The organism is Pseudomonas sp. GT1P32, assembly GCF_054897805.1.
In genome coordinates this window covers 668,206-690,180 of sequence record NZ_CM142704.1, presented here as the reverse complement: position 1 = coordinate 690,180, position 21,975 = coordinate 668,206, and the positions used below count along the sequence as shown (strand labels likewise).

General features: G+C 57.8%; 22 protein-coding genes. 17 read left to right on the top strand and 5 right to left on the bottom strand.

Features of this window, described 5'->3' with window-relative positions; translation table 11 throughout:
- The first annotated feature begins 2 nt into the window (after window positions 1-2).
- The 5 genes from ACYZUC_RS03205 to ACYZUC_RS03185 all read left to right on the top strand — a co-directional run bounded on the left by ACYZUC_RS03205 (window position 3) and on the right by ACYZUC_RS03185 (window position 4,699).
- Window positions 3-722, top strand: coding sequence for a TIGR03759 family integrating conjugative element protein (locus ACYZUC_RS03205; RefSeq protein WP_461993483.1), 720 nt, complete (start codon window positions 3-5; stop codon window positions 720-722).
- Window positions 704-1,252, top strand: coding sequence for a lysozyme family protein (locus tag ACYZUC_RS03200; protein ID WP_461993481.1), 549 nt, complete (start codon window positions 704-706; stop codon window positions 1,250-1,252). The genes ACYZUC_RS03205 and ACYZUC_RS03200 overlap by 19 nt, the downstream gene beginning before the upstream one ends.
- Complete coding sequence (locus ACYZUC_RS03195; RefSeq protein ID WP_461993479.1) at window positions 1,249-1,764, top strand: integrating conjugative element protein; 516 nt, start codon at window positions 1,249-1,251, stop codon at window positions 1,762-1,764. Before ACYZUC_RS03200 ends, ACYZUC_RS03195 begins: the two co-directional genes overlap by 4 nt.
- Window positions 1,765-1,773: 9 nt before the next feature.
- Window positions 1,774-3,879: a type IV conjugative transfer system coupling protein TraD gene (gene traD / locus ACYZUC_RS03190; RefSeq protein ID WP_461993478.1), complete on the top strand. Its 2,106-nt coding sequence runs from the start codon at window positions 1,774-1,776 to the stop codon at window positions 3,877-3,879.
- An 88-nt stretch (window positions 3,880-3,967) separates the two neighbouring features.
- Entirely contained in the window at window positions 3,968-4,699 is a 732-nt protein-coding gene (locus tag ACYZUC_RS03185; protein WP_461993476.1) for a TIGR03747 family integrating conjugative element membrane protein, read from the top strand.
- 237 nt (window positions 4,700-4,936) lie between these two features.
- Here the strand turns inward: ACYZUC_RS03185 and ACYZUC_RS03180 are convergent, their stop codons facing one another.
- From ACYZUC_RS03180 to ACYZUC_RS03170, 3 genes are read right to left on the bottom strand one after another with little or no spacing between them, the layout of a single operon-like run.
- Window positions 4,937-6,382 (bottom strand): Shedu immune nuclease family protein, encoded by a 1,446-nt coding sequence (locus ACYZUC_RS03180; protein ID WP_461993475.1) that lies wholly within the window; start codon window positions 6,380-6,382, stop codon window positions 4,937-4,939.
- A 23-nt stretch (window positions 6,383-6,405) separates the two neighbouring features.
- A complete protein-coding gene (locus tag ACYZUC_RS03175; protein ID WP_461996808.1) occupies window positions 6,406-7,488 on the bottom strand; it encodes a DUF3800 domain-containing protein in 1,083 nt (360 codons plus the stop codon).
- A 48-nt stretch (window positions 7,489-7,536) separates the two neighbouring features.
- Window positions 7,537-9,288, bottom strand: coding sequence for a hypothetical protein (locus ACYZUC_RS03170; RefSeq protein WP_461993473.1), 1,752 nt, complete (start codon window positions 9,286-9,288; stop codon window positions 7,537-7,539).
- 336 nt (window positions 9,289-9,624) lie between these two features.
- Here ACYZUC_RS03170 and ACYZUC_RS03165 point away from each other — a divergent pair, with 336 nt between their 5' ends.
- The 9 genes from ACYZUC_RS03165 to ACYZUC_RS03125 are packed head-to-tail and all read left to right on the top strand — an operon-like array spanning window position 9,625 to window position 17,092.
- Complete coding sequence (locus ACYZUC_RS03165; protein WP_461993472.1) at window positions 9,625-9,960, top strand: integrative conjugative element protein, RAQPRD family; 336 nt, start codon at window positions 9,625-9,627, stop codon at window positions 9,958-9,960.
- Window positions 9,957-10,196, top strand: a complete 240-nt coding sequence (locus tag ACYZUC_RS03160) for a TIGR03758 family integrating conjugative element protein (RefSeq protein ID WP_461993470.1) — start codon at window positions 9,957-9,959, stop codon at window positions 10,194-10,196. Before ACYZUC_RS03165 ends, ACYZUC_RS03160 begins: the two co-directional genes overlap by 4 nt.
- Window positions 10,197-10,213: 17 nt before the next feature.
- Window positions 10,214-10,585 (top strand): TIGR03745 family integrating conjugative element membrane protein, encoded by a 372-nt coding sequence (locus tag ACYZUC_RS03155; protein WP_461993468.1) that lies wholly within the window; start codon window positions 10,214-10,216, stop codon window positions 10,583-10,585.
- 7 nt (window positions 10,586-10,592) lie between these two features.
- Window positions 10,593-11,006, top strand: a complete 414-nt coding sequence (locus ACYZUC_RS03150; protein ID WP_461993466.1) for a TIGR03750 family conjugal transfer protein — start codon at window positions 10,593-10,595, stop codon at window positions 11,004-11,006.
- Entirely contained in the window at window positions 11,003-11,644 is a 642-nt protein-coding gene (locus ACYZUC_RS03145) for a PFL_4703 family integrating conjugative element protein (RefSeq protein WP_461993465.1), read from the top strand. Before ACYZUC_RS03150 ends, ACYZUC_RS03145 begins: the two co-directional genes overlap by 4 nt.
- Window positions 11,641-12,453 (top strand): TIGR03749 family integrating conjugative element protein, encoded by an 813-nt coding sequence (locus ACYZUC_RS03140; RefSeq protein WP_461993463.1) that lies wholly within the window; start codon window positions 11,641-11,643, stop codon window positions 12,451-12,453. Before ACYZUC_RS03145 ends, ACYZUC_RS03140 begins: the two co-directional genes overlap by 4 nt.
- The gene (locus tag ACYZUC_RS03135) at window positions 12,443-13,960 is read left to right on the top strand and encodes a TIGR03752 family integrating conjugative element protein (RefSeq protein ID WP_461993461.1); all 1,518 of its coding nucleotides are present in this window, start codon (window positions 12,443-12,445) and stop codon (window positions 13,958-13,960) included. The genes ACYZUC_RS03140 and ACYZUC_RS03135 overlap by 11 nt, the downstream gene beginning before the upstream one ends.
- Window positions 13,923-14,339, top strand: coding sequence for a TIGR03751 family conjugal transfer lipoprotein (locus ACYZUC_RS03130; RefSeq protein ID WP_461993459.1), 417 nt, complete (start codon window positions 13,923-13,925; stop codon window positions 14,337-14,339). Before ACYZUC_RS03135 ends, ACYZUC_RS03130 begins: the two co-directional genes overlap by 38 nt.
- Window positions 14,339-17,092 carry a conjugative transfer ATPase gene (locus tag ACYZUC_RS03125; protein WP_461993457.1) on the top strand — a complete coding sequence of 918 codons (2,754 nt, stop codon included), beginning with the start codon at window positions 14,339-14,341 and terminating at the stop codon, window positions 17,090-17,092. Before ACYZUC_RS03130 ends, ACYZUC_RS03125 begins: the two co-directional genes overlap by 1 nt.
- Before the next feature lie 200 nt (window positions 17,093-17,292).
- Here the strand turns inward: ACYZUC_RS03125 and ACYZUC_RS03120 are convergent, their stop codons facing one another.
- Both ACYZUC_RS03120 and ACYZUC_RS03115 read right to left on the bottom strand, forming a co-directional pair.
- Window positions 17,293-18,576: a hypothetical protein gene (locus tag ACYZUC_RS03120; protein ID WP_461993455.1), complete on the bottom strand. Its 1,284-nt coding sequence runs from the start codon at window positions 18,574-18,576 to the stop codon at window positions 17,293-17,295.
- 248 nt (window positions 18,577-18,824) lie between these two features.
- A complete protein-coding gene (locus tag ACYZUC_RS03115; protein ID WP_461993454.1) occupies window positions 18,825-19,097 on the bottom strand; it encodes a LasR-specific antiactivator QslA in 273 nt (90 codons plus the stop codon).
- Window positions 19,098-19,266: 169 nt separating this feature from the next.
- Here ACYZUC_RS03115 and ACYZUC_RS03110 point away from each other — a divergent pair, with 169 nt between their 5' ends.
- From ACYZUC_RS03110 to ACYZUC_RS03100, 3 genes are all read left to right on the top strand, one after another.
- Window positions 19,267-19,521: a helix-turn-helix domain-containing protein gene (locus ACYZUC_RS03110; protein ID WP_461993453.1), complete on the top strand. Its 255-nt coding sequence runs from the start codon at window positions 19,267-19,269 to the stop codon at window positions 19,519-19,521.
- 115 nt (window positions 19,522-19,636) lie between these two features.
- Window positions 19,637-20,593, top strand: a complete 957-nt coding sequence (locus ACYZUC_RS03105; protein WP_461993452.1) for a TIGR03756 family integrating conjugative element protein — start codon at window positions 19,637-19,639, stop codon at window positions 20,591-20,593.
- On the top strand, window positions 20,590-21,972 hold the full coding sequence (locus tag ACYZUC_RS03100) for an integrating conjugative element protein (protein ID WP_461993451.1): 1,383 nt from the start codon (window positions 20,590-20,592) through the stop codon (window positions 21,970-21,972). Before ACYZUC_RS03105 ends, ACYZUC_RS03100 begins: the two co-directional genes overlap by 4 nt.
- Window positions 21,973-21,975 lie beyond the last annotated feature (3 nt).

The following is a 21,975-nucleotide window of genomic DNA, read 5'->3' as shown; positions in this document are numbered from 1 at the left end:
TCATGAACAGAGCGCCACTGCCCGCCGTCGTCTGTCTAATTTCGCTACTGACCACAGGTGCTGCGATGAGTAACCCCATCACGACACAGTCACGGATCCAAGACACGCAGTCCGCTCCGCTGGGGCGCTCTGACTCTGAACAGGCTGCGAGCTGGGGTCTGACGGAGCAGGAGTGGACGCGCTTCGAACAGATCCAAGCCGGCCCGCGCGGTTTCTGGAGTCCGAACCTCGATCCGTTGACCGCACTCGGGGTCGAGGCCCAGACCGACCAAGAGCGCCAGCGCTATGCCGAACTACAGGTAGCGCTGGAAGCCAAACGCGCCGAGCGCGAGTTGGCCTACCAAAACGCTTACACCGCGGCATGGGCCAAGCTGTTTCCCGGGCTGCTGCCGATCCAGGGCATGGCATCCCCGTCCCCTGCCAGCTCATGGGTCGTGCCGCGCCAGGCTCTGTTTGTGGAGGACCACTGCCCTGCGTGCATCGCCGAAGCGCAACGTCTGCAAAACGGCGATTCGGCGTTCGATATCTACCTGGTGGGCAGCCAAGGCGAGGATGAACGCGTCCGTCGCTGGGCGACGCAAGCGGACATCGATCCGGCCAAGATTCAACGCCGGCAGATCACCCTAAACCATGACCGTGGTCGCTGGTTCAGCCTGGGGGCCCCGGGGCCATTGCCTGCCACATTTCAACAGGTGAATGGACAATGGCAACGCCTAGACTGAGTGCTATTGCGCTCCTGCTGACGATACTCGCCGTCCAGGCTGACGAACTTCCGCCTCCTGCCTATCAATTGGCGGCGCATGACGCGGACATCCCTTCTACGGTGCTGTTCGCAATTGCCCTGCAGGAGAGTGGTATCCACGTTCGTGGTCGACTACTGCCCTGGCCTTGGACCCTGAACATCGCCGGAACCCCCTACCGCTTCGCCACTCGCCAGGCCACCTGTCACGCTTTGCTTCAGGCGCTCGCCCGATATGACGCTAAGCGGGTCGATGCGGGACTCGGGCAAACCAACCTGGGTTATCACGGGCAACGTTTTTCCAGTCCCTGCGAAGCCCTTGATCCCTACCGAAATCTCGCCGTGACCGCCGCGCTGTTGCAGGAGCATCACGCCGCTACCGGTGATTGGGTGTCAGCTGCCGGACGCTATCACCGCCCGGCAGGAGGAACGCCGGCCGCGCGTTACCGCGCCGGTTTTTCCCGGCAACTCGAACGCTTGCTGGTTTCCTTCAAACAGGGCACACCACCATGAAGCGAATACCTCTTGCCTGTTATTGCATCCTACTCTTGGCACCTTTTACCCAGCCGCAATTGACCGTAGCCAGGAATCAGTCTTGCGACTTCACCCGACACCATTTTCAAGCTGCCAGGTCGCCGATAAACAACAGGACCCAGCCTGATCGGGCCATGCATGCGGACTTGTCTAAGTTTGCCAATGAAGCCTGGATATTGCCCGTCCACAGCTCTCACTTGAGCCCCGGCCAGATCACCTCTCGCGCCCTGAGCATGCCGGGTATGCGGCCATTTTTCTTGATCGGTGAGGATCCCCACTCACTGGCTTGGTTGCATCAACGCGCGGCTAAACTGCAGGAAATGGACGCGGCTGGCCTCGCCGTCGAAGTGGCCGATACCGAAGCTTTGACCCGGATTCGAGCAGTTGCTCCGGGCATCACCATCTTGCCGGTCAACGGCAACGACATCGCCACCCGCCTGCGGATTGAGCACTACCCCGTCTTGATCACCGCCAGCTCACTGGAACAGTGAGTCCAGGTCATGGCCGAGCATGCGATGGAATCCAAGCTCCGGCCAGCGGTGGAGCTGTACACCGTAACAATCTGCATCGCCGCCGCGGTGTTATGCGTGTACTCACCCTGGGCGCTGGCCCTGTCACCCGAGATCGGTCTGGTTGCAGCGCTGGCCTATGCCCTGTTCGGCCTGATCCGCCTGCGACAAGCCTGGGAGGTGCTGCGCTATCGGCGCAATATCCGTCGGCTGCCCCGCTACGAACTGACCAGCCGACAGATTCCGGTGAGTCGTAAGCGGTTGTTCATGGGACGCGGCTTTCGCTGGACCCGCCTGCACACCCAGCGCTTGGTCGAGACCCAGGATCCGGCTGTTGCTCACTATGTCGAGCAACCGACCCGTTACCGCCTGGCCCGTGGACTCGAACGGCACCTGGAACATGCGCCGTTTCCGCTCTCGACACTGGCGCGTGTCACGGCCTGGGACAGCGCCTTCAATCCGTTGCGCCCTTTGCCCCCGGTCGGTGGCTCGCCGCTGCTGCATGGGGTTGAGCCCGACGAAACGGAAGTCAGTCTGCCTCTGGGCGAACGGGTCGGACACACCCTGGTGCTCGGCACTACCCGTGTCGGCAAGACGCGACTCGCTGAGGTGTACATCACCCAGGACATTCATCGCATCGAACATGAGGTGGTCATCGTCTTCGATCCGAAGGGCGATGCCGACTTGCTCAAGCGGATGTACGTCGAAGCCAAACGGGCCGGTCGGGAAAAGGAATTCTATGTTTTCCATCTGGGCTGGCCGGAGATCTCCGCGCGCTACAACGCGGTGGGACGTTTCGGCCGCATTTCGGAAGTGGCGTCACGCATTGCTGGGCAGCTCAGCGGTGAAGGTAACTCGGCGGCCTTCCGTGAGTTCGCCTGGCGCTTCGTCAATATCATTGCCCGGGCTTTGATCGAGTTGGGCCGGCGTCCAGACTACCTGCAGATCCAGCGGCATGTGGTCAACATCGACGCGCTGTTCATCGAATACGCCCAGCAGTTTTTCGCCAAAACCGATCCGAAAGCGTGGGAAGTGATCGTCCAGCTTGAAGGCAAGCTCACCGAGAAGAACATTCCTCGACATATGGTGGGACGCGAAAAGTGCGTGGTGGCCATCGAACAATACCTGGCGGCGAAACGGGTATTTGATCCGGTAATGGACGGACTGCGTTCGGCGGTGCGGTACGACCGCACCTACTTCGACAAAATCGTTGCCTCGCTACTGCCGCTGCTGGAGAAACTCACCACCGGCAAGACCGCTCAGTTACTGGCCCCCAACTACACCGATCTGAATGACCCACGACCGATCTTCGATTGGATGCAGATCATCCGTAAGCGCGGCATCGTCTACGTCGGCCTGGATGCGCTGACCGATGCCGAGGTGGCAGCCGCTGTGGGCAACTCCATGTTTGCCGATTTGGTCTCGGTCGCCGGACACATCTACAAACACGGCATCGACCATGGCCTGCCCCAATCGGGTAACAACAGTGACAAGTTGCCGATCAACCTGCACGCCGATGAGTTCAACGAGTTGATGGGCGATGAGTTCATTCCGCTGATCAACAAGGGCGGCGGTGCCGGCATCCAGGTGACGGCCTACACCCAGACCCTCAGCGATATCGAAGCGCGTATCGGCAACCGCGCCAAAGCAGGCCAGGTTATTGGCAACTTCAACACCCTGCAGATGCTGCGGGTGCGCGAAACCGCCACCGCGGAGCTGCTCACCCAGCAGTTGCCCAAGGTTAACGTGCTGACCAAGACCCTGGTGTCGGGTGCCACCGACACTTCCGATCCTGAGGCCAACACGGACTTCACCTCGTCCTCACAGGACCGTGTCAGCAGCACCAGTGTGCCGCTGATCGAACCCGCGCACATCGTCAGTTTGCCAAAGGGGCAAATGTTCTCCTTCCAGGCTGGTGGACAACTCTGGAAAGTGCGCATGCCGTTGCCAAAACCCTCCAACGACGATGCCATGCCCAAAGATCTGCAGGAACTCACTCAGCAGATGCGGGCGGCCTACAACGAGCAGGCGGGGCAATGGTGGAGTGCAGGCGGTGGCGGCCCAACAATTAACTTCGATTTGGATCAGGCGGGGTAGCCCTACGCCACCTGGTTTCTATTCAGCAAGAACACACTCAAGAGACGTCGTAACGACATCAGTCCTGTGGCGCACAATGGAGTGAACGATGACGACTTCCGCACAAAACACGCCGCCACAACCTATCCAGCACCCAGGATTAATCGTCTCGGCGATTGGCTTGGTTTTACGCATCATCGGTTTGCTGATCGCCTCGTTGCTATTCTCGATCCTCATCGAGTTCGCAGGCCTGCTACTGTTCTGGAGCGATCAGGGTTGGCGACACAGCCAAGCCATGTTGAGTAGCGAATTGGGTTGGCTCAGCGAGCACTTCAAATCTTCACTCATCATCCAACAACCTGGACAGACGATTGTCCAGTGGCTGGATTTTCTCAATCAGTGGTTGTTGGTCAAGACCGGCTTTGCGGATTTTGCCCAGCAGGCGCGGGTGTCGAGCCAGGGCAACGACTTCTGGAGCTGGATCAATCAGCTCTACATAAGCATTGAGGATTTCGTGCTGGCGGCGGTGTATGTCACCTTCACCTTCGTGGTGCGCCTGACCATTCTGGTCCTAGCCACACCCTTGTTTCTGTTGACCATGTTCACTGGTTTTGTGGATGGCTTGGTTCGCCGTGATCTTCGCAAATTTGGCGCGGGGCGTGAGAGCAGTTTTGTCTATCACCGCGCCAAGCGCGCAGTGATACCACTGCTGATCGTGCCCTGGATCATCTACCTATCTCTACCCTTTTCGATCAGTCCAATGGCGGTATTCCTGCCTTGCTCCGTGTTGCTTGGGGTGATCATGGCAATCACGGCGGCGACGTTCAAAAAATATATCTAAGTGCAACACAAGTGCTGATTTTTTATTTCAGTCGATATGATGACGCGCGCTTGGCGGCCGCAGTCTTCTCGAAAAGCCCCTTGAAGTCATACCCAGGCGGCGATTTTTCCAAGCAGGCAATCGTGCGTCTCCCCAGTATTTCTTCTGCAGTAGGCAGATGCTCTACCACTTCGGCGGCAGTAGGAACACTTTCAAGGTGCGTCACCCTGTCATCGCTATTCCCCGGAACCAACTCTGTCAGAATGGGGCAGCCTCCCCGTCTCCCCGCGCTGGTGGAGTCAGATGGTGCAACAGGATCTTCAGCTTGCCCAACAGCTCGTCGAAGGTCACCACCTCGACGTTCTTGCATGCGTTACGGAAGATCTCGAAGCTGCGTCGCTGCGCTTCTTCCATTGGAGTCATACCTGCGATAACTACGCACTTCGTTGCGTCAGGGCGCGAGCCCCGAAGTTCTGGCTGTGTCTGGTGGAACAACCAGTTGCTGTGAAGAGCGCTCTGTTGATAGAGGACCTGGGTAATTGCACCGCTGAGCTCGGCGCTTGGACCGTAAACCTCGCTGTTCCGGTACGCCGTGTTGAGCATCAGCACCGTAGACGGTTTCTTGATCTCAACGATCGCCAGCGATGGCCCCAACTCACCGAGCAGGAAATCCCCCACTTGGGCACCGGAACCGCTCAGGTTCGACCCTTTGGCATGAAATTGGGTGTGAAGCAGGCGCACCGGTCGAGCAAAGAGCATCGTCAAGATGAAGATATTTTCCTCGAAGAAGCGCTGCCAACGGCCTTCTGGCAGCGCCTGCACCAACATCCGTTCATAACCCTCGATCATGCTGGCCAAGGTGACCCGCTCGATTTCCGCGTGAAGTTCCATGAGCGCACCCGGTGCGTCCTTCACAATCAACGCCGCGTTCTCGCGCACCGTCCGCACCGTGGCCGCTCGTAGGGAACGAACCGAAGCAGCAGACTGCCTCGTCCGGCCTAACCGCACCTCGACGAGCTCTCCAGCCGCGCCGACTTGCATAACTGGCGGAAACCGCTCCGGACTCAACTGCGCAAGCAAGGTATTTCGTACGTGCAACGCCTTTACCAGCCGTACCCGTTCACGCACGTTGCGATTCGCCCTTTCGAGGGCGCGCCTCTGCTCATCCAAATCCTGCACGTTAATCAGTACGACGCAGTCAACAACCGTTGATTCACCGTCCTCCGTGACGAGGATCGTATCGACCCCCGGAAGCTTCATGATGCCAGCCCAAATAGCATCCAGTTCCTTGATTAGACCGAGGCCAAAGGCGCAATTATTCGAGGTGCGCCAAGGCAGATATGTTTCGATGAGGGAAACAGCCTGGTCTGAACTGTCGGGCAAGGGATAGTCGTGCCTTACCTGATAGACAAGCGTCCTGATACGACCGTGCCTAGGGGACAAGTAACGCTGTGCATGTGGATTCGTGTGGACGGGATACGTGACGATCTTGCGCGGAAGGATTCGCGCTAGGAAATGCCATTGAGCCTCAGGCTGGGAGAACCAGACATCCGGGTCCTCGGACCGGGCGAACGTCTGGACAAAAAGATCCCTGCAGGCTGTGCCGCTATCGTCAGCGACTTCCAGACGAAAGCTTGGATTCATTACGTCGCTGTAGTCGTACACAGCAGGTGCCCCCTGACCATCCTCTGGTTCAATTGTCATATGCCAACCTCTGGTTTTCCTAGCTAGGCGTACCGCACATCTTGCGAGGCCACGACCTGATTGACCCCGTAACCGGTTCGAACATCGGATGTGCTGATCAAGCGCTCGACGGCCTTTGCCAGATCAGGATTTACCGTTGCACTCTGGCTATCCCTGAAGTAGCGCATCACCGCCCCGGCCACGACATCCGCTATCTGCAGGCCAATGCCTTCGTGCGACTGCGCAAACGCGAAAGTAGCCATCTCTTCGAAAATAAAGTCCGAGTGTGGAGCGTATGGAACTTGGCTTTGGTCCTTCTGGGCTTCCACAGTCGCTTTCCCCAGATGCAGGATGTCCTCGAGTTCCAACTGCTGGTCGTGAACGATGTGGACACCTTGCAGATTCCGCCTGAAGTAGAGATTCAGGCGCGCGTAGATGTTGGCAAACGAAGTCAGATTGGGAAGCATCCAAACACGCTTGCTGCGCTTGTTGTGATCAGGTGGCGGAAGGAACTGGAGAAATGCGTCAGGATCCTGCTCCTTAAGTTCCAGATACTCGTTACGGGCATCTTCCACCATCATGACTACGCCCCGGGCAATATCTTTCTTCCCAGGGATGTCCAGAAGGCGTACGCCCAGATCCTGAAGCAATGAAAGAGACTGCAGCAGGTGCGCCTCAGAAGGCTCTAGGCAGGCTTGGACAAATGCGTCGAGCACCTGATCCGAAGCTTCAGCATTCAGAAAGTCCGCAACAGTATTCCTAAGAAAGGCCATGGGTGCGCCTTCAGGAAACCCCATGCAAGGTGGTAGCAACTGAAAACTCGTGATGTGCACGCAGATGAAATAGCGTTTATCCACGAGCTCGACGAACAGAGGCGCACCGATAGACTCCAGGTAGTCTATAACCTCCAAAACAAATTTTGGCTTGGCCATCAGAGACTTGGACTTCAGCTCACCTGGTGAAATCCTGTGCAATGCGCGCAGCTCTTCGATTCGAGTGACAACTGCCGACTCGTCACTCACCCCCACCGCAGCCAGTACGAAGTATGGTTGCCCTTTGAAGTCGAAGCCGTCACCACTGTTGACCATGTCACCGCTATGACCACTCTCGTCGAGGTAGAACGTCATGCTCAAGGTTGGTCTCCCCCATTGTAAAAGTCTCCAGGCCCTGCCACATCATGCGCGTGCCAGGATACGGCCCAGGGGACTATTGATTGCCGTGAAGGCGTCGATGACGCCATCCAGGACAAAGTCGAGCGCACGACCATAACCTTGATGCAATGTAGCCGTGTCGAAGTCTTGATCCTGCAACCTCTCGATCTTGCTCACGGCGTCGTGGGCATCGGCAATGCGAAGATCGTAGGTGACGAACAGCATTGCAATGTCGCTGTTTTTCGCATTCCAGCCTTCTGGTTCATCCTTGCTTTTTAGTGCATCCGGCGCCTCGCAGTTTTCGTCGAACCTGGTCAGGATGTTCAGTAAGCACTGCAGAAGCTTTAGCTTCCCCAGAGTGGCGATCGACTTTCTCGGGACACCCATAGCTTCCAGAAGCTGTTTGAGGAAACCGTCGGGCAGCTTCTGCCAAATTTCATGGATGGATTTGCATCGAGCGAGAAAGGCCTGCTGGGTCATGTCCAAGGGCGCGAACTGAGCGAGTTTTGCAACCTGCGGATAATGTAGCCAGCCATCGGCTGCAACTTCTTCCCGCGAGAACCCGAGCAGTTCAACAGCCGGTTTTTCGATGCCCAGCGCGGTCCCAAGCCGAGAAAGGTTTTCTCCCAAGGACAGCATTTGCGTGAGGAACCGATCAACTTTGGAAACGATGTGTTCTTCAGTCAGGTCGCACTGTTTCACAATCGCAGGATCTAGGGCGTGGACATGAGCATGCAAGGTTTCCCGGTCCGGGACGCCTTTGTACAGATCCCGTAAATCCACCTCGATTAGGTTTCGCCCGACTCGCCGGCACCCAGTGAAAGACCACTGTCCAAGATAAGATGGACTGCAATACCAGCCACCATGCGCGTCTACAGGTGTGCTTCCGTACAAGCTGTTTTGTTCATAGCGTTCGAGAAATCTGTCGTCGAGATAGACCGTCGTATCATTCCTCATGATGTCATTGGCACTAGCGTGCGTAACCTTTCCAGCAACACCTGGCCAATTCAGCCCATCAGCTGTCTGCTGAGGGCAGAGGTTGCAGGAGACTGCCACTACTGTCGCCCATACCTGGAGCAGTAAACCGTTCTCTGTTTCCCGAAGATCGCCATCAAGCCAGCTCCCCGGCTCGCCAAGAGAATGAAAACGTTCCCCGTTCATCAGCTTGCGCAGTTGTGGGCTGTCTGCGAGCGTCGCCTGATAGAAGAAATGGCGAACGCCGCGTCCCCCCCTCAACCACAGATACTTGCGCAGATACTCGTTTGACATGAACCAATTAACATCCCGGGACGGCTTGAAGTGGTATTGCAGCGAAACCTCACCTTCAGCGACTCCGAACTCTGGCAGGCTCAAATCGTCGTAAACCAAACGCTGATGCTCATTGCCAATGCATCGTGGCGTTAAACCCAACGCCATCCATACCTTCTCGGCCAAGGTGTATGTGAAGAACAAGCTGCTGCCCCAGGAGGCAACGATGTAGTCATACCCGCTCACATTCGGTGTGAAGTCTTTCACGCTCCCTTTCTCACTTAGAGTCGGAACTCCGTGCGCCACCACACCCTGACTATGTAGAACGGGCATCGCGTTACCGTCATCGGGAACGACAGCCATCAACATATGAACCGTCTCGCGGTTCGACTCTGAGCGTTCGGTTTCCGTGAAACTACTCACCTCGACTCTCTGCAACGGATCAGTTCCCACTGGCTCTAGCAGTGAGCGCAACCGCTGCGGTAGCAGGTCGGCCGGAATAGGAAACCTTCCCACGTAATCAAACATCAGCTCTTCTCCTTGGCTGTTGCAAACAACCCACGTGCCAGTTCTGGACGCTTCCCAGTGAACCCAAATGGTGTGCTGCAACTGCAGCATCATAATGCGAGGCCGTTAAGAAACCGAGGAATATGGGTTGTAACGATATCGCCAGCTACGAAGCTCATTGAGAGCGGAATCTCCCTAATTCCCCCAATCACTATCCAAAGGTCGAAGGGTCACTCAGCTGTAAGTAAACATCTCCCGCACCTCCCCAGAATAAGCGATACATCAGACCTCAGGTTTCTTACTGAAGAAATCGACCTCTGAATTGATGCTGTCCTCAGATCCATAAGGGCCAGCATCATGCCAACTACCGTCGTTCGTTGCTTGTTACTACTCTCGTTGGCTATCGTCCATGGCGGTAGCTATGCCGCCTCCGCCCATGAACAAGATCAGTTCAGCCTGATTCAGCAGCAGCTCGACACTATCGAACGCCTATCCGCTCAAGCCGAGAGATCCAGCAACGCTCAACCGAATGAGCGCTACCGCTTCGACTATCCCCGCCTGACTGAGGACATCCAGCGCATCCGCCAAGGTGTACAGGGCTATCTCTCCCCCACCCGTGCTCAACCTCGCGATCCTGGTGAGCTGGTGGGTGGTTACCGCCTCGACACTCCGCCTGCGGAGCCCTCGCCATGAGCATGACCGACTCCCAGACCGCTGCCTTCCAAAACGCCTCCGGCTTCTCGGCACAGAGCAGTTCGACGCTCTGGCTGTCCCTGGTTCTCGTCCTGACTTTGCTTTGGTGTGCCTGGGTGATGTGGACGGCTTACCGAGGGTGGGCGGCCGGCAGCGTGCGCTTCGGCGCGCTTGGCGGAAGTACCGCACGCGTACTACTCACCTTGCTGGTTTTGATGTTCTTCACCCTGTCCTAACCCCGGAGATCGCCGTCATGCTCAAGTGCCTTGCCCCCCTGAAAAACAACCTGCGTGATCGTGCCAATCAGCGCTTGATCGGTCTGCTGTTGGTACTCGGTCCAAGTCTGGCTTTTGCCGAACTCCCCACCATGGAAGCCCCTTCGCGCGGCGAAGGATCCGGGTTAATCGAGACGATCAAAAACTACGCCTACGACGGCGGCATCCTGCTCGGTCTGCTGATAGCCCTGCTCGCATTCTTGGGTGTGGCCTGGCACTCGCTGACCGTGTATGCCGACGTGCAGAACCAGCGCAAAACCTGGAAAGACCTCGGCGCGGTGGTCGGTATCGGTGCTCTGTTGGTGGTGATCATCATCTGGTTCCTGACCAAGGCTGCCGCAATTCTGTGAGGTCGGCATGAACGACACTATCGAACGCCTTGCCGACGGCACCTTGATCTTTCTCCCGGAGCGACTCAATCGCGATCCTGCCGTACTGCGCGGTTTGACCAGTGATGAGATGTGGGTGGCGCTCGGTGTCGGCGCACTCGTCGGCTTGGTGCTGGGTGTTCCTCTGGCGATCGCCACCGCCTCCATTGCCGTGGCACCGACCAGCATGATCGCAGGCATGACGGTGGTGCTGTTTGCCGGTGGCACGCTACTGCGTCGGGTCAAGCGAGCCCGCCCCGAAACCTGGTTGTACCGCAAGCTCGAATGGGTACTGGCCAGCCGGTGGCGCCTGGGTCGCGGGAGTTTGATCCTCCACTCCGGTGCCTGGACGGTTCGCCGCTCCCGCCGGCTACGTCCTGCCCTGCCCCGGTGGCAGCCATGAGCCAGTTTCGGAACAAGGTCGATGCCCAACAGGCGCATATCTTCAGTCTGCGTCTGGCAGTGGTGGTATTGGCCCTGGTCTGTGCCGGACTCTGGTATGGCTGGCGCTCGGCACCGACCGATCTGACCGTGCATGTACCACCGGATCTGCGCTCGGGCAGCACTCGCAAGTGGTGGGATATTCCCTCAGAGAATGTCTATGCCTTTGCCCTCTACATCTTTGGCCAACTAAACCGCTGGCCCTCGGATGGCGAACAGGATTATCGCCGCGCCATCTATGGCTTGCAGTCCTACCTAACACCCGCCTGCAAGGCCTTCCTCGAAGGTGACTATGAGTACCGCAAGGCCGCCGGCGAACTGCGCCAGCGGGTGCGTGGTGTCTACGAAATTCTGGGCCGAGGCTACAGCGAAGATCCGGAACTCAGGGTCAAGCAACTCGACCGCGACAGCTGGCTAGTCAAACTCGACCTTAATGCCGACGAGTATTACGCCGCCGAACCGGTGAAACGGGTGGTGGTGCGTTATCCATTACGCGTAGTGCGTTTTGACATGGATCCCGAACGCAACAAGTGGGGGCTGGCACTGGATTGTTATCAGGGCACTCCGCAAAAAATCTCCCTGCCTGGAGGTGAGCCATGAAGCGGATTTCTACCCTGGGACTAACCGTCTCACTGATGCTATGGGGAGCTGCAGCGCAGGCCGTCGAACTGATGCACTGGGAACGCCTCCCCCTCGCGGTCCCACTGGTGATCAATCAGGAGCGGGTGATCTTTGTCGATGAGGATGTTAGAGTCGGTGTGCCCTCAACCCTGACGGGCAAGCTGCGCGTGCAATCAACCGGCGGCACGCTGTACCTGCGCGCGTCAGAAGCCATTGCACCGACCCGACTGCAACTGCAATCGGTCGCAACGGGCGAGATCATCCTGCTGGATATCGCGGCCACGCCTGGCGATCAACCGCTGGAGCCCGTACGTATTCTCAAAAATGCTCCGGTGCAGACTACCGAGACGGAATCGAGCACCGACCCTATCCCAGAACGCACGCCGATCCCGGTCGCTTTGACGCGCTATGCCGCACAGAGCCTGTACGCACCGCTGCGCACCGTGGAGTCCCTGCCCGGGGTACGCCGCGTCCCGCTCAAGCTGCGCACCGAACTGCCGACCTTGTTGCCGAGCGAAAACGCGTCCAGCACACCTATCGCCGCCTGGCGACTCGGTGATTACTGGGTGACGGCGGTGAAGTTGCGCAATCGTGGTTCAGAGACGGTGCAACTCGATCCGCGCCAGCTTCAGGCCAAGCTGTTCGCCGCGACCTTCCAGCATGCTTTCCTCGGGCCTGTCGGCAGTGCTGAAGACACTACGATCGCCTACCTCGTGACTCGCGGTGCCGGCCTCGAACAAGCCGTGCTGCTCCCACCCGTTGCGCGAGGTGCTGACGATGAAGGCTAACGCCTTGCTCAAATGGCTGGTACCGGCTGCGCTACTGGCCGTGGTGTTGATCATCCTGAAAACATGGGTCGCGGCCGACAGCACGCCCTCTCCAGAGAACCCGGTTGATCAGGGCAACCTTCAGTTATCCGCCGAGCAAGCCAAGTCGCTCGGCATTGCTGGCGATACCCCTCGCGACACGGTCGCCACCCTGGTCGGCCAGGTGAAGGCCATGCGCAGCGACATGCTCGGTTTGAAGAAATACAATGACTCACTGCAGACGGAAAACAACCGCCTGCGCGAGCGGGAAAACAGGGTCGACTCGCGTATCCAGACGGCGCTTGGCAGTGTGACCCAGCAGGTCGACGAAGGCCGCCGCCAAGCCAACGAGGCCCGACTCAAAGCAGAACAAGACAGTCGCCAGGCCCGTGGTCTGCTGACGCAATTGCAGGACCAGTTGTCGGGGCTAACCGGCAAAGGCAAGGACATGCCAATCGGATTGGGGCTCGAGCCCGGCGATGGTGCCCAGTTCGAAGGGAATCGTCCTGCCACGGATGCAACACAGTGGATTGAACCCTCAGATGCTCCGGCCACCGACGCCCAAGGCAAAACCAAGACCTCCTCCGCGCTGAGCCTGCCTACCGCCTTCAACTCACTGGAGGGCTTGAAAGATAACGCTATTGATCGCAGCCAGAAACAGCTACGCGCAGTCACCAAGGGTGAGCGTGACCTGACGCGATCCGTTGATCGTACCGAAGGCGCGAAGCCGGTCTACACCATTCCCGAAAACGCGACATTGATGGGCTCGGTCGCCATGACCGCGCTGATCGGCCGAGTCCCGGTGGACGGCACAGTGAATGATCCCTATCCCTTCAAGGTACTGGTCGGCCCAGAGAACCTGACCGCCAACGGCATCGACTTACCGGATGTCGCAGGTGCCGTGATGAGCGGCACGGCGTCCGGTGACTGGACCCTGTCCTGCGTACGCGGACAGGTCGAGTCAATCACCTTTGTGTTTACCGATGGCACCATCCGCACGGTGCCTCAGCCGAAGGCGGTAGCCAGCCGCAATGCCTCCACCACCCAGAGTTCGAGCACCGACAAGATCCGTGGCGGACTCGGCTACCTGTCCGATCCGTATGGTATTCCTTGCATCGCCGGCGAGCGCCGCTCGAACGCGCAGCAATACCTCGGCAGCCAGAGCCTGATCACTGCGGCCGGCGCGGGTGTCGCCGCCTTGCTCGGGGATGAGCGGAACAACAGCAGTGTGATCAGTTCAGGCGGCAGTACGCTGGGGGTCACCAGCAGCAATGGCAATAGCGCGCTGAATTCAATTCTCAGTGGTGGGGTCAGCGACATCCGCGAGTGGGTCAACAAACTGTATGGCGAAGCCTTTGCTGCCGTGTACGTGCCACCTGCAGCACACGTCGCACTGCACCTCGACCATGAGATCACCATCGACTACGAGCCCAAGGGTCGGAGCGTTCGCCATGAAAAAGACCATGCTTCTCTACCTGACCTGGATTAGCTTGCTCTGCTTGGTCCTGACGGGGTGTTCCACCGACAAGGAGACACTTCTGCCCCATGGCGAGCAAACCATGCTGGACATCTGGAACGGCGCCGGTTCGCAAGGCACTCAGCAGCAACTGCTGGATGCTCGGCAGCAGTTACGCCGTCCGCTGGCCCAGGCAGATTTCTCCGCTTCTCTCCAAGAACCGTACACTCGCACAGCGACGAACGAGATCCACAATCTGTTCCCTCGCCTGCCCAATTCCGATCTGGTGCTGTACGTGTATCCGCATTTGACTGGTACCGAGCAGGTACCGGTTCCGGGGTACTCGACCGTCTTTCCGTTCTACCAACGTGTGCAGTACGCATTACCTGGTGAACGTCAGGAAGACCTGTAGTGCGTACCGGCGATTCGGGCAATCGCACTCCCGCGTGGAAAGCCTGGCGCAACCCATTGCGCCCTCGCGCGACCTTGGCCGATGAAGCCGCACTCTATGCGCACAACCCCAGCTTCACCGATCACCTGCCTTGGGTCGAATACCTCGACACCGAGCAGTGTTTTCTGCTGGATGACAATCGCTCGGTGGGTGCCGTGTTCGAGTTGCTGCCCATCGGCACCGAAGGGCGCGAACCCGATTGGCTGATGGCCGCCCGCGACGCCCTCGAGGATGCCCTGCAGGACAGCTTTGACGAGCTGGATCAAGCGCCTTGGGTGGCGCAGTTTTTCTGTCAAGACGACAACGACTTCACCCCCTACCTGAACCGGTTCACCGATTATATTCAGGACAGCGCGCGAGGCACGGTCTTCACCGAAGCGTACCTGGAACTCACTCGCCGCCATCTGAAGGCCATCGCCAAGCCCGGTGGTTTGTTTGAAGATAGGGTGGTTACGCGCCTGCCCTGGCTCGGTAACAACCGGCGGGTGCGCCTGGTGGTCTATCGCTGGCTTGAGTCTGGCGCTGAGGAGACGGGACTCACTCCGGTGCAATCCCTGCATCAGGCTTGCGAACGTGTCGCGGCTTCGTTACAGGCATGCGGGGTGCAATCGATGCGAGTCGATGGCCGAGGTTTGTATGCCTGGTTGTTGCCCTGGTTCAATCCGGCACCCAGGCTTACTGATGAAGCGCCCGAGGATTTCTACCGCCGCGTGGCCTATCCGGAGTCTGGCGAGGGCGAGTCGCTGGAACTGCCCTTCGATCATGACTTCGCCGAGCGGCTGTTCTTCAATGAGCCGCGTTCGTATGTCCAACGAGGACTCTGGTTTTTCGACGATCAGCCTCACCGGGTCATGGTGGTGGACAAGCTGCGCCGGGCACCGTCGATTGGTCAACTCACCGGAGAAACCCGTAAGGGCGATGCAGTCAATGCCCTGTTCGACCAGTTACCTGAAGGCACGGTGATGAGTCTGACCTTGGTGGTCAAACCGCAGGATGTGCTCGAAGACCAGTTAAACCGATTGGCTCGCAAAGCCATCGGTGAAAACCTGGCCTCAACCCAGACCCGTCAGGATGTCGAAGAGGCCCGCGCGATCATTGGCCGACAGCACAAACTGTACCGCGGCACGCTTGCGTTTTACGTGCGCGGTGACGATGAACAGCAACTGCACCAGCGCTCGGTCAGCCTGGCTAACGCACTACTGGGTGCGGGCCTGCAACCTGTACGCGAAGGCGATGAGGTTTCGGCCTGCAACAGCTACCTGCGCTGGTTACCGATGGCTTACAACCCGGCCCGCGACACGCGCAACTGGTACACGCGCCTGATGTTCGCCCAGCACCTGGCGAACCTGGTTCCGGTCTGGGGCCGCAGCACCGGCACCGGCCACCCGGGCATCACCTTGTTCAACCGCGGCGGCTCGCCATTGAGCTTCGACCCATTGTCACGCCTGGATCGAGCCATGAACGGTCATCTGCTGTTGTTCGGCCCCACCGGTGCCGGCAAGTCGGCGACCCTGGTCACCCTGCTGATGCAGGTCATGGCCGTGTACCGCCCGCGCCTGTTTATCGTCGAGGCCGGCAACTCATTCGGCTTGCAGGGAGACTACTTCGCGACACAGGGCCTGTCGGTCAACAAGGTCCAATTGAAACCTGGCGCCTCGGTCAGTCTCGCCCCGTTCGCCGATGCTTGGCGCCTGGTCGAGCAGCCGGACCAGGTGGCGAGTCTGTCGATCGACGAGCTGGACGATGAGGTGGTAACCAGTCGCGAAGACCAGCGCGATGTTCTCGGCGAACTGGAAATCACCGCCAGGCTGATGATCACCGGCGGCGAGGCCAAGGAAGAAGCCCGCCTGAGCCGGGCCGATCGCAGTCTGATTCGCGAGTGCATCCTGGATGCGGCACAGACCTGTGTCGCAGCGGGTCGTCAGGTGCTGACCCGCGACGTGCGCAACGCCTTGCTGCGCGTCGCCGCCGACACGCACTTGCCGGAGAAGCGTCGCGAGCGTGCCCAGGAAATGGGCGAGTCCATCGACCTGTTTTGCCAGGGTTTCGAGGGCGAACTGTTCGATCGCGAGGGCACGCCTTGGCCCGAGAGCGATGTGACCATTGTCGACCTGGCCACTTACGCTCGCGAAGGCTACGAGGCACAGATGTCCATCAGCTACATCAGCCTGATGAACACCGTGAACAACCTTGCAGAACGCGATCAGTATTTGGGGCGGCCGATCATAATGGTCACCGACGAGGGCCATATCATCACCAAGAACCCGCTGCTGGCACCATTCGTGGTCAAGGGGACGAAGATGTGGCGCAAGCTCGGCGCGTGGTTCTGGCTGGCGACGCAAAACCTTGCCGACTTCCCCACTGCCGCGCAGACCATGCTCAACATGATCGAATGGTGGATTTGTTTGAACATGCCGCCAGCGGAAATTGAGGAGATCGCACGGTTCAAAAAGCTCACGCCGGCGCAGAAAGCCTTATTGCTCTCCGCCAGCAAGGAACCGGGCAAATACACTGAAGGAGTGGTGCTGTCGAAGAAGCTCGAGACGCTGTTCCGAGCCGTGCCACCCAGCCTTTACCTCGCCCTGGCCATGACGGAGCCCGAGGAAAAGGCCGAACGCTGGACACTGATGCAGGAGAACGGCTGCTCAGAACTGGAAGCGGCGTATAGGGTAGCTGAACGGATCGATAGAGCGCGAGAAATAGAACCAACATAGGAATAGCTATTCAGGTATCGCACTCCCAGAGAGTGAGTTGCGAAATTGCATCGCAACTGGCCAGACGATTGCATGACAACTGAACAGTTGATTGCATTCGTACTGACCACCTAGCTGGGTGGTCAGTTACTGGTCATCGCCCGCGTGGGGCTACTTTAAATAGAGTTAATTTCTGTCAGTTTCAACACCACTTTCTATTGTTAATGATGCGACCCTGGCTGCGACCTTGCTTTAGCAGCGTTCTTCACTTCCGACTCCAAGCTGTTTATCAGATAACTCAAATCATGCTTCGAGATACGTTTCGGTTTGACCAAACGCCCTGGGTCATTAATTCGTGCTTTTGTTTCATCCGAAAGCGCACGATCTAGACAATTGGCAAAGTCCATTTCATCGTCGAATATAGCTTCTACTTTTCGAGCCTCATCATGAATCACAAGTGCTCTCAGAGGACAGCTCTTAATGGCTTTTAACAATCCATCATCAAGCGTAGTTACAACAGGAATCATGAACTGATTGCCCTTTTTTTCTGTCATAAGCATTTCGCAATGTCGAAACATATAGAGGTCCCACGCAAGCGCGGAAATCCTGTTATTCGAATCTCCGTTTGGGTTCCGCAACGCGGGCTCGTCAAAGATGGGAATTCTACTTTGCTTATCAGCGAATCCGCTCAGAGCCTTCCATCCAAAATAAAGTTCTTTTAAGGGCATGAGGTCAAAATTATCAAGGCAGAAATCCACTAAGCAGCGAATACCGTCATCCACGCCTTGGCCATTCCAGCACTCCAGCATCGCGCGTAAAATTATTGACTGCATCATATCCCGCCGCTGGATACAGGCCCATGCCTCCCCATTGGTCAAGAATGCATCCCACATTTCCTCGGCTGCTGGTATATAGTCCTTAATCTGTTCGGCATGCCCTTTCAGCGCCCTATCCCTAACCTCAGGGAGATGCATCATGGCATCAAACATCTTTGCTGCCGCAACCTTCTGGTACGGCCATGGATTATTTGGCTTTACAACTTCACGTAGGTTTTCCAGTGTCGCAAACGTCCAATCAAAACCACGTCCGCTTTGATCTTCAATGAACTGCAAGGTCGCCCTCACCTTTTCGCGGTGTTTCGACTCTTCATGACGAAAAAAACCCGGTAACTCAGTAAGGAAATTTGTATCGAGTAGTGAGAAAAATGGAAACTCCAAGGGGGCACTGCCGCTCCTCATCTGCCTCTCGATAGCATCGGAAAATGCAATAATGCCCTTTCCAGCAAATAGAGAAGCCACAGGCACATTTGGATTATCTGACCTGCCCAGAGCCTGCAATGGAACCCCTCCCTCATCGCTCGCGAACAACACACGAATACCCGAAAACGCTTCACGATCAGAAGCGACGATGTCTGCGAGGGAATCACCTGGTGAGCGAAGTAGAATGGCAGTCTTTACACGTAGCATCTTTTTCATTTCTTGACGCAGATCGAGTTTGTTTACCATCGTGATGTGCCCTCTTAAAGATATCCTGGTGCGGTTGCCGACGCAGAAAATGAGAAAGATCGGTGGGTTGCTGCCACATATCTGGGCTCCGTTGCGCAACCTGATGCCCGCTCGTTTTCGTAGAGGGCAGCGCGAGTCGCAGAGCAAACATCGGGACAAAAACGCTGCACCTAAAAACCACAAGTGACTCAGGACTGTAACCTGCTGGTCTGTGCCAATGACAGGCCAGGCTAAATGCAAACGGGTGGTCAAGTCGATACAGGTATCCGTGTGCCGCGCTGAAGCCGCTGCTGAACCCTCAACAAAAAACCTGCTTCAAAAGCATCTTGGCAGTCACCGACAGGAAGGGTCTTGCGGGTTTGCGCTAGTTCCCACCACAGGGGTATCTCACCGGTTGTATCAAGCCAAGCCTCAGCGCATTGCACGCCACGCTCGATCATCGGGGCAAATTCGCTGCCCCAAGGTGTCAGAAGACTTGAACAACCGTCTGCCGCAGGAATGGAAATGTAGTTTTCGTCCATACACACCCTAGATTTCTGATTTATTGTTAGATGCAGAGTCCAGCCTCGAAAATCTTAACGACACCAAATGAACGCTCGATAACAGGCATGAGCATCAAATGGCTTAGATCAATACCAATGTAGACTATATCCCGTGGATTGAGAGTCCCTCAAGGCGCAATTTGCGCGCATGACTCAAGACTACGAACAGCTTCGCCTGCAACTGGCGGACAACATCCGCTTGATACGGCGCGTGAAGAACCTTACCCAAGAGCAACTGGCGCTCATGGCCGAGGTGGATCGTACCTATGTCAGTCAAATCGAACGAGGGGTAGGCAATCCGTCGCTATTGGTCCTGTGCAAACTCGCCAATATTTTCGAGATCACCGCAGATCAGCTACTCATCGAGCCTGACGCCCTTCGCCGTGTGCTGGACATCGAGTAGCCATTTCATCGTCCTGTAAATCCTTGTAAACCGACAACCCCACGTTCGGATTTATAACTGACAGCACCTCTTACATCATTGAACCTGCCCAGGCCATTCATCTAGAGCCTGGATCATGTCTGTTTCCTGCCTGTCAATTGCGCCCCAGAATCTACGGCCTTTGGCGCTGAGCATCCTGCTGGCGTGCGGGCCAAGCATGGCGCTGGATACCGGCAGCATCACGTCCTCTGTGTTGTCGCCAAATTGCCTTGCATACAGGGTCGTCGGCATTTGTTTCTGGCTCCTCTGCACGCCCTTCGGCTGCAAGGTCAAAACCTCGACCAAGGTGCGTCATTTCATTCCTGAGCTGGTGGTCTCAAGCTACGCCACCACCGGCAACAATCCCTGGACCGAGATGGCTACCCTCTCCTCTCCCATCAGCGGTGCGGAGGGGGGCGGCAACCTGATCACGCTGAACACCCGCCGCGACAACTTACCTCGCTTCAAAAACGTTGATGGCATCGGTCATCCAGGTGGCTGGGCCGCCACGCAACTGGCTTCGCAATCCGGCTACGCCTGCGCCAGCGGCGCTACTGCGTTCATGCCCTACTACCTGAGCACCCTGGACTCGCTGGCCTGGCGCCATGGCATACCGGAAAGCCTTTACCCCGAGTCGCTCATGACGGGGATCCGTGAAATCGGTCGTCAGGCTTCGGGAAACATGTGGGGCAACGTTTATCCCCGGCAGGGCTTTCTGGTACAGCCCGACGATTTCAAGGCGGCCGCAGTCATGGCGCAACGGGCCGGCGATGTAATTACCCGTAACGGGCAGCCGCATGTGTACTTACCGCTCACGCCCGCCAAACGCGACGGCTACTGGCCGCCTGGCCCGATCGTTGAAAACGACGCTTCGACCCACAAATGGCAATTGCTCTACCCCCAGGTTCAGCCCACGTGCGCCATCTTCCCCAGCGTTCCGGTACAGAGCACGGATGGCGGCTACGCCTGGTCGCTGTGGCGTCCCTATAGCTGCTGCAAACGTGAGGGGCAGACCTTTCTGTTCAGCATCGACTTCGAAGGAGGTGCTTCATGAGTCGGCTTCTCGCACGACAATGGTTGGGTGTGATGACTCTGTTGCTCTGTGGACTGCTCGCCATGGCCACGCATGCCCACGCCGCCGAGGGCGATTACCGCCTGGGTACTCAAGGCGAAGTGCTCGACGACCGAGTGATGTACACCATTGGTGGCGGCTCGGCAGTGGGCTCACCGAGCTCGCTCTACCGACCCAGCGGTCTCGGTGTCGGCGGATCCTGGCGAGCGAATATGATGTGCGGAAACATGAGCCTCACCAATACCCTGCAAAACCAGCTGAACGGCGCCACCGAAGGTTTCCAGCAGATCATGGGCAGCATCGTGCAGAACGCGACCCAAGCGGTGATGTCGCTGCCCGCGTTGATCATCCAGCGCGCCAACCCAGGCCTTTATGAGTTGCTCAGTAACGGGGTGATGCAGGGGCGTATCGACTTCGACCGCTCCAAGCTGACCTGCCAGGCCATGGCCGAGAAGATGGCGGACAAGGTCGGTCAAGCCGGCTGGGGTGCGCTGGCCAAGAACCAGGAAATGCAGGGCAATCTGGAACAAACTGGCGGTGATGCGGTGGCTGCTGTGAAAAATACCGAGAGCCATAACGGCAACAATGGGGTGTCCTGGGTCGGTGGCCAGAAGGCTGGAGGTAGCGGACAGACGCCCATCCGGGTGACCTCCGACGTAGTGCGAGCAGGCTACAACCTGCTGCATAACCGGACGGTGGATGACAGTGCCTCGATCAGTAGCAGTGATTGCCTAGGTGGGGCTATTTGCCAGACCTGGGCTTCGCCCCAGGAGGAATCCGAATGGGCCGTTCGCGTATTGGGCGAGACCGAAGTCGCGACCTGCGACACCTGCGAAACTCTGCGTGCGACCGCTGGCAGCGGGCTGACGCCACTGATCCAGGAGGCCTACAGCGAACGCCTCAAGGCCCTGCAAGGGTTGCTGTCTGGCTCTCTACCGCCTACCCCTGACAATCTGACTAAAGCCTCCAGCCCGATGCTGCCGGTGACCCGTGGCGTGGTTGAAGCCCTGCGCGACGATCCCGATCAGGATCTGTTGGCGCGGCGCCTGGCCAGTGAGACGGCCTTGTCCAGTGTGCTCGACAAAGCGTTATTGCTATTGCGCACGCTACTGGCGGGCAGTCACGAACCAAACATCGCCTCCGCCGAGCCGGCCCAAACCGCCTTGACGAAAAACATCGACACCCTGGAGCGAGAAATTCGCCTGCTGCAAACCGAGCTGCAGATACGGCAGATGCTGACCACCAATACCGCCAGCCTAGTGCTCGATCGGCATGCCGGTGGTGCCGATGCTTCGCGTACTGTCGAGCAAGGCGACCCCGAGCCCGGTCGACTCAATGATGCTGACGCCAGGCGCAAGTGAGCC

Excerpts from the sequence above, each read along its gene's own strand:
- ACYZUC_RS03205 (WP_461993483.1), top strand. The coding sequence starts at position 3 with ATGAACAGAGCGCCACTGCCCGCCGTCGTCTGTCTAATTTCGCTACTG.
- ACYZUC_RS03200 (WP_461993481.1), top strand. The coding sequence starts at position 704 with ATGGCAACGCCTAGACTGAGTGCTATTGCGCTCCTGCTGACGATACTC.
- ACYZUC_RS03195 (WP_461993479.1), top strand. The coding sequence starts at position 1,249 with ATGAAGCGAATACCTCTTGCCTGTTATTGCATCCTACTCTTGGCACCT.
- traD (WP_461993478.1), top strand. The coding sequence starts at position 1,774 with ATGGCCGAGCATGCGATGGAATCCAAGCTCCGGCCAGCGGTGGAGCTG.
- ACYZUC_RS03185 (WP_461993476.1), top strand. The coding sequence starts at position 3,968 with ATGACGACTTCCGCACAAAACACGCCGCCACAACCTATCCAGCACCCA.
- ACYZUC_RS03180 (WP_461993475.1), bottom strand. The coding sequence starts at position 6,382 with ATGACAATTGAACCAGAGGATGGTCAGGGGGCACCTGCTGTGTACGAC.
- ACYZUC_RS03175 (WP_461996808.1), bottom strand. The coding sequence starts at position 7,488 with ATGACGTTCTACCTCGACGAGAGTGGTCATAGCGGTGACATGGTCAAC.
- ACYZUC_RS03170 (WP_461993473.1), bottom strand. The coding sequence starts at position 9,288 with ATGTTTGATTACGTGGGAAGGTTTCCTATTCCGGCCGACCTGCTACCG.
- ACYZUC_RS03165 (WP_461993472.1), top strand. The coding sequence starts at position 9,625 with ATGCCAACTACCGTCGTTCGTTGCTTGTTACTACTCTCGTTGGCTATC.
- ACYZUC_RS03160 (WP_461993470.1), top strand. The coding sequence starts at position 9,957 with ATGAGCATGACCGACTCCCAGACCGCTGCCTTCCAAAACGCCTCCGGC.
- ACYZUC_RS03155 (WP_461993468.1), top strand. The coding sequence starts at position 10,214 with ATGCTCAAGTGCCTTGCCCCCCTGAAAAACAACCTGCGTGATCGTGCC.
- ACYZUC_RS03150 (WP_461993466.1), top strand. The coding sequence starts at position 10,593 with ATGAACGACACTATCGAACGCCTTGCCGACGGCACCTTGATCTTTCTC.
- ACYZUC_RS03145 (WP_461993465.1), top strand. The coding sequence starts at position 11,003 with ATGAGCCAGTTTCGGAACAAGGTCGATGCCCAACAGGCGCATATCTTC.
- ACYZUC_RS03140 (WP_461993463.1), top strand. The coding sequence starts at position 11,641 with ATGAAGCGGATTTCTACCCTGGGACTAACCGTCTCACTGATGCTATGG.
- ACYZUC_RS03135 (WP_461993461.1), top strand. The coding sequence starts at position 12,443 with ATGAAGGCTAACGCCTTGCTCAAATGGCTGGTACCGGCTGCGCTACTG.
- ACYZUC_RS03130 (WP_461993459.1), top strand. The coding sequence starts at position 13,923 with ATGAAAAAGACCATGCTTCTCTACCTGACCTGGATTAGCTTGCTCTGC.
- ACYZUC_RS03120 (WP_461993455.1), bottom strand. The coding sequence starts at position 18,576 with ATGGTAAACAAACTCGATCTGCGTCAAGAAATGAAAAAGATGCTACGT.
- ACYZUC_RS03115 (WP_461993454.1), bottom strand. The coding sequence starts at position 19,097 with ATGGACGAAAACTACATTTCCATTCCTGCGGCAGACGGTTGTTCAAGT.
- ACYZUC_RS03110 (WP_461993453.1), top strand. The coding sequence starts at position 19,267 with ATGACTCAAGACTACGAACAGCTTCGCCTGCAACTGGCGGACAACATC.
- ACYZUC_RS03105 (WP_461993452.1), top strand. The coding sequence starts at position 19,637 with ATGTCTGTTTCCTGCCTGTCAATTGCGCCCCAGAATCTACGGCCTTTG.
- ACYZUC_RS03100 (WP_461993451.1), top strand. The coding sequence starts at position 20,590 with ATGAGTCGGCTTCTCGCACGACAATGGTTGGGTGTGATGACTCTGTTG.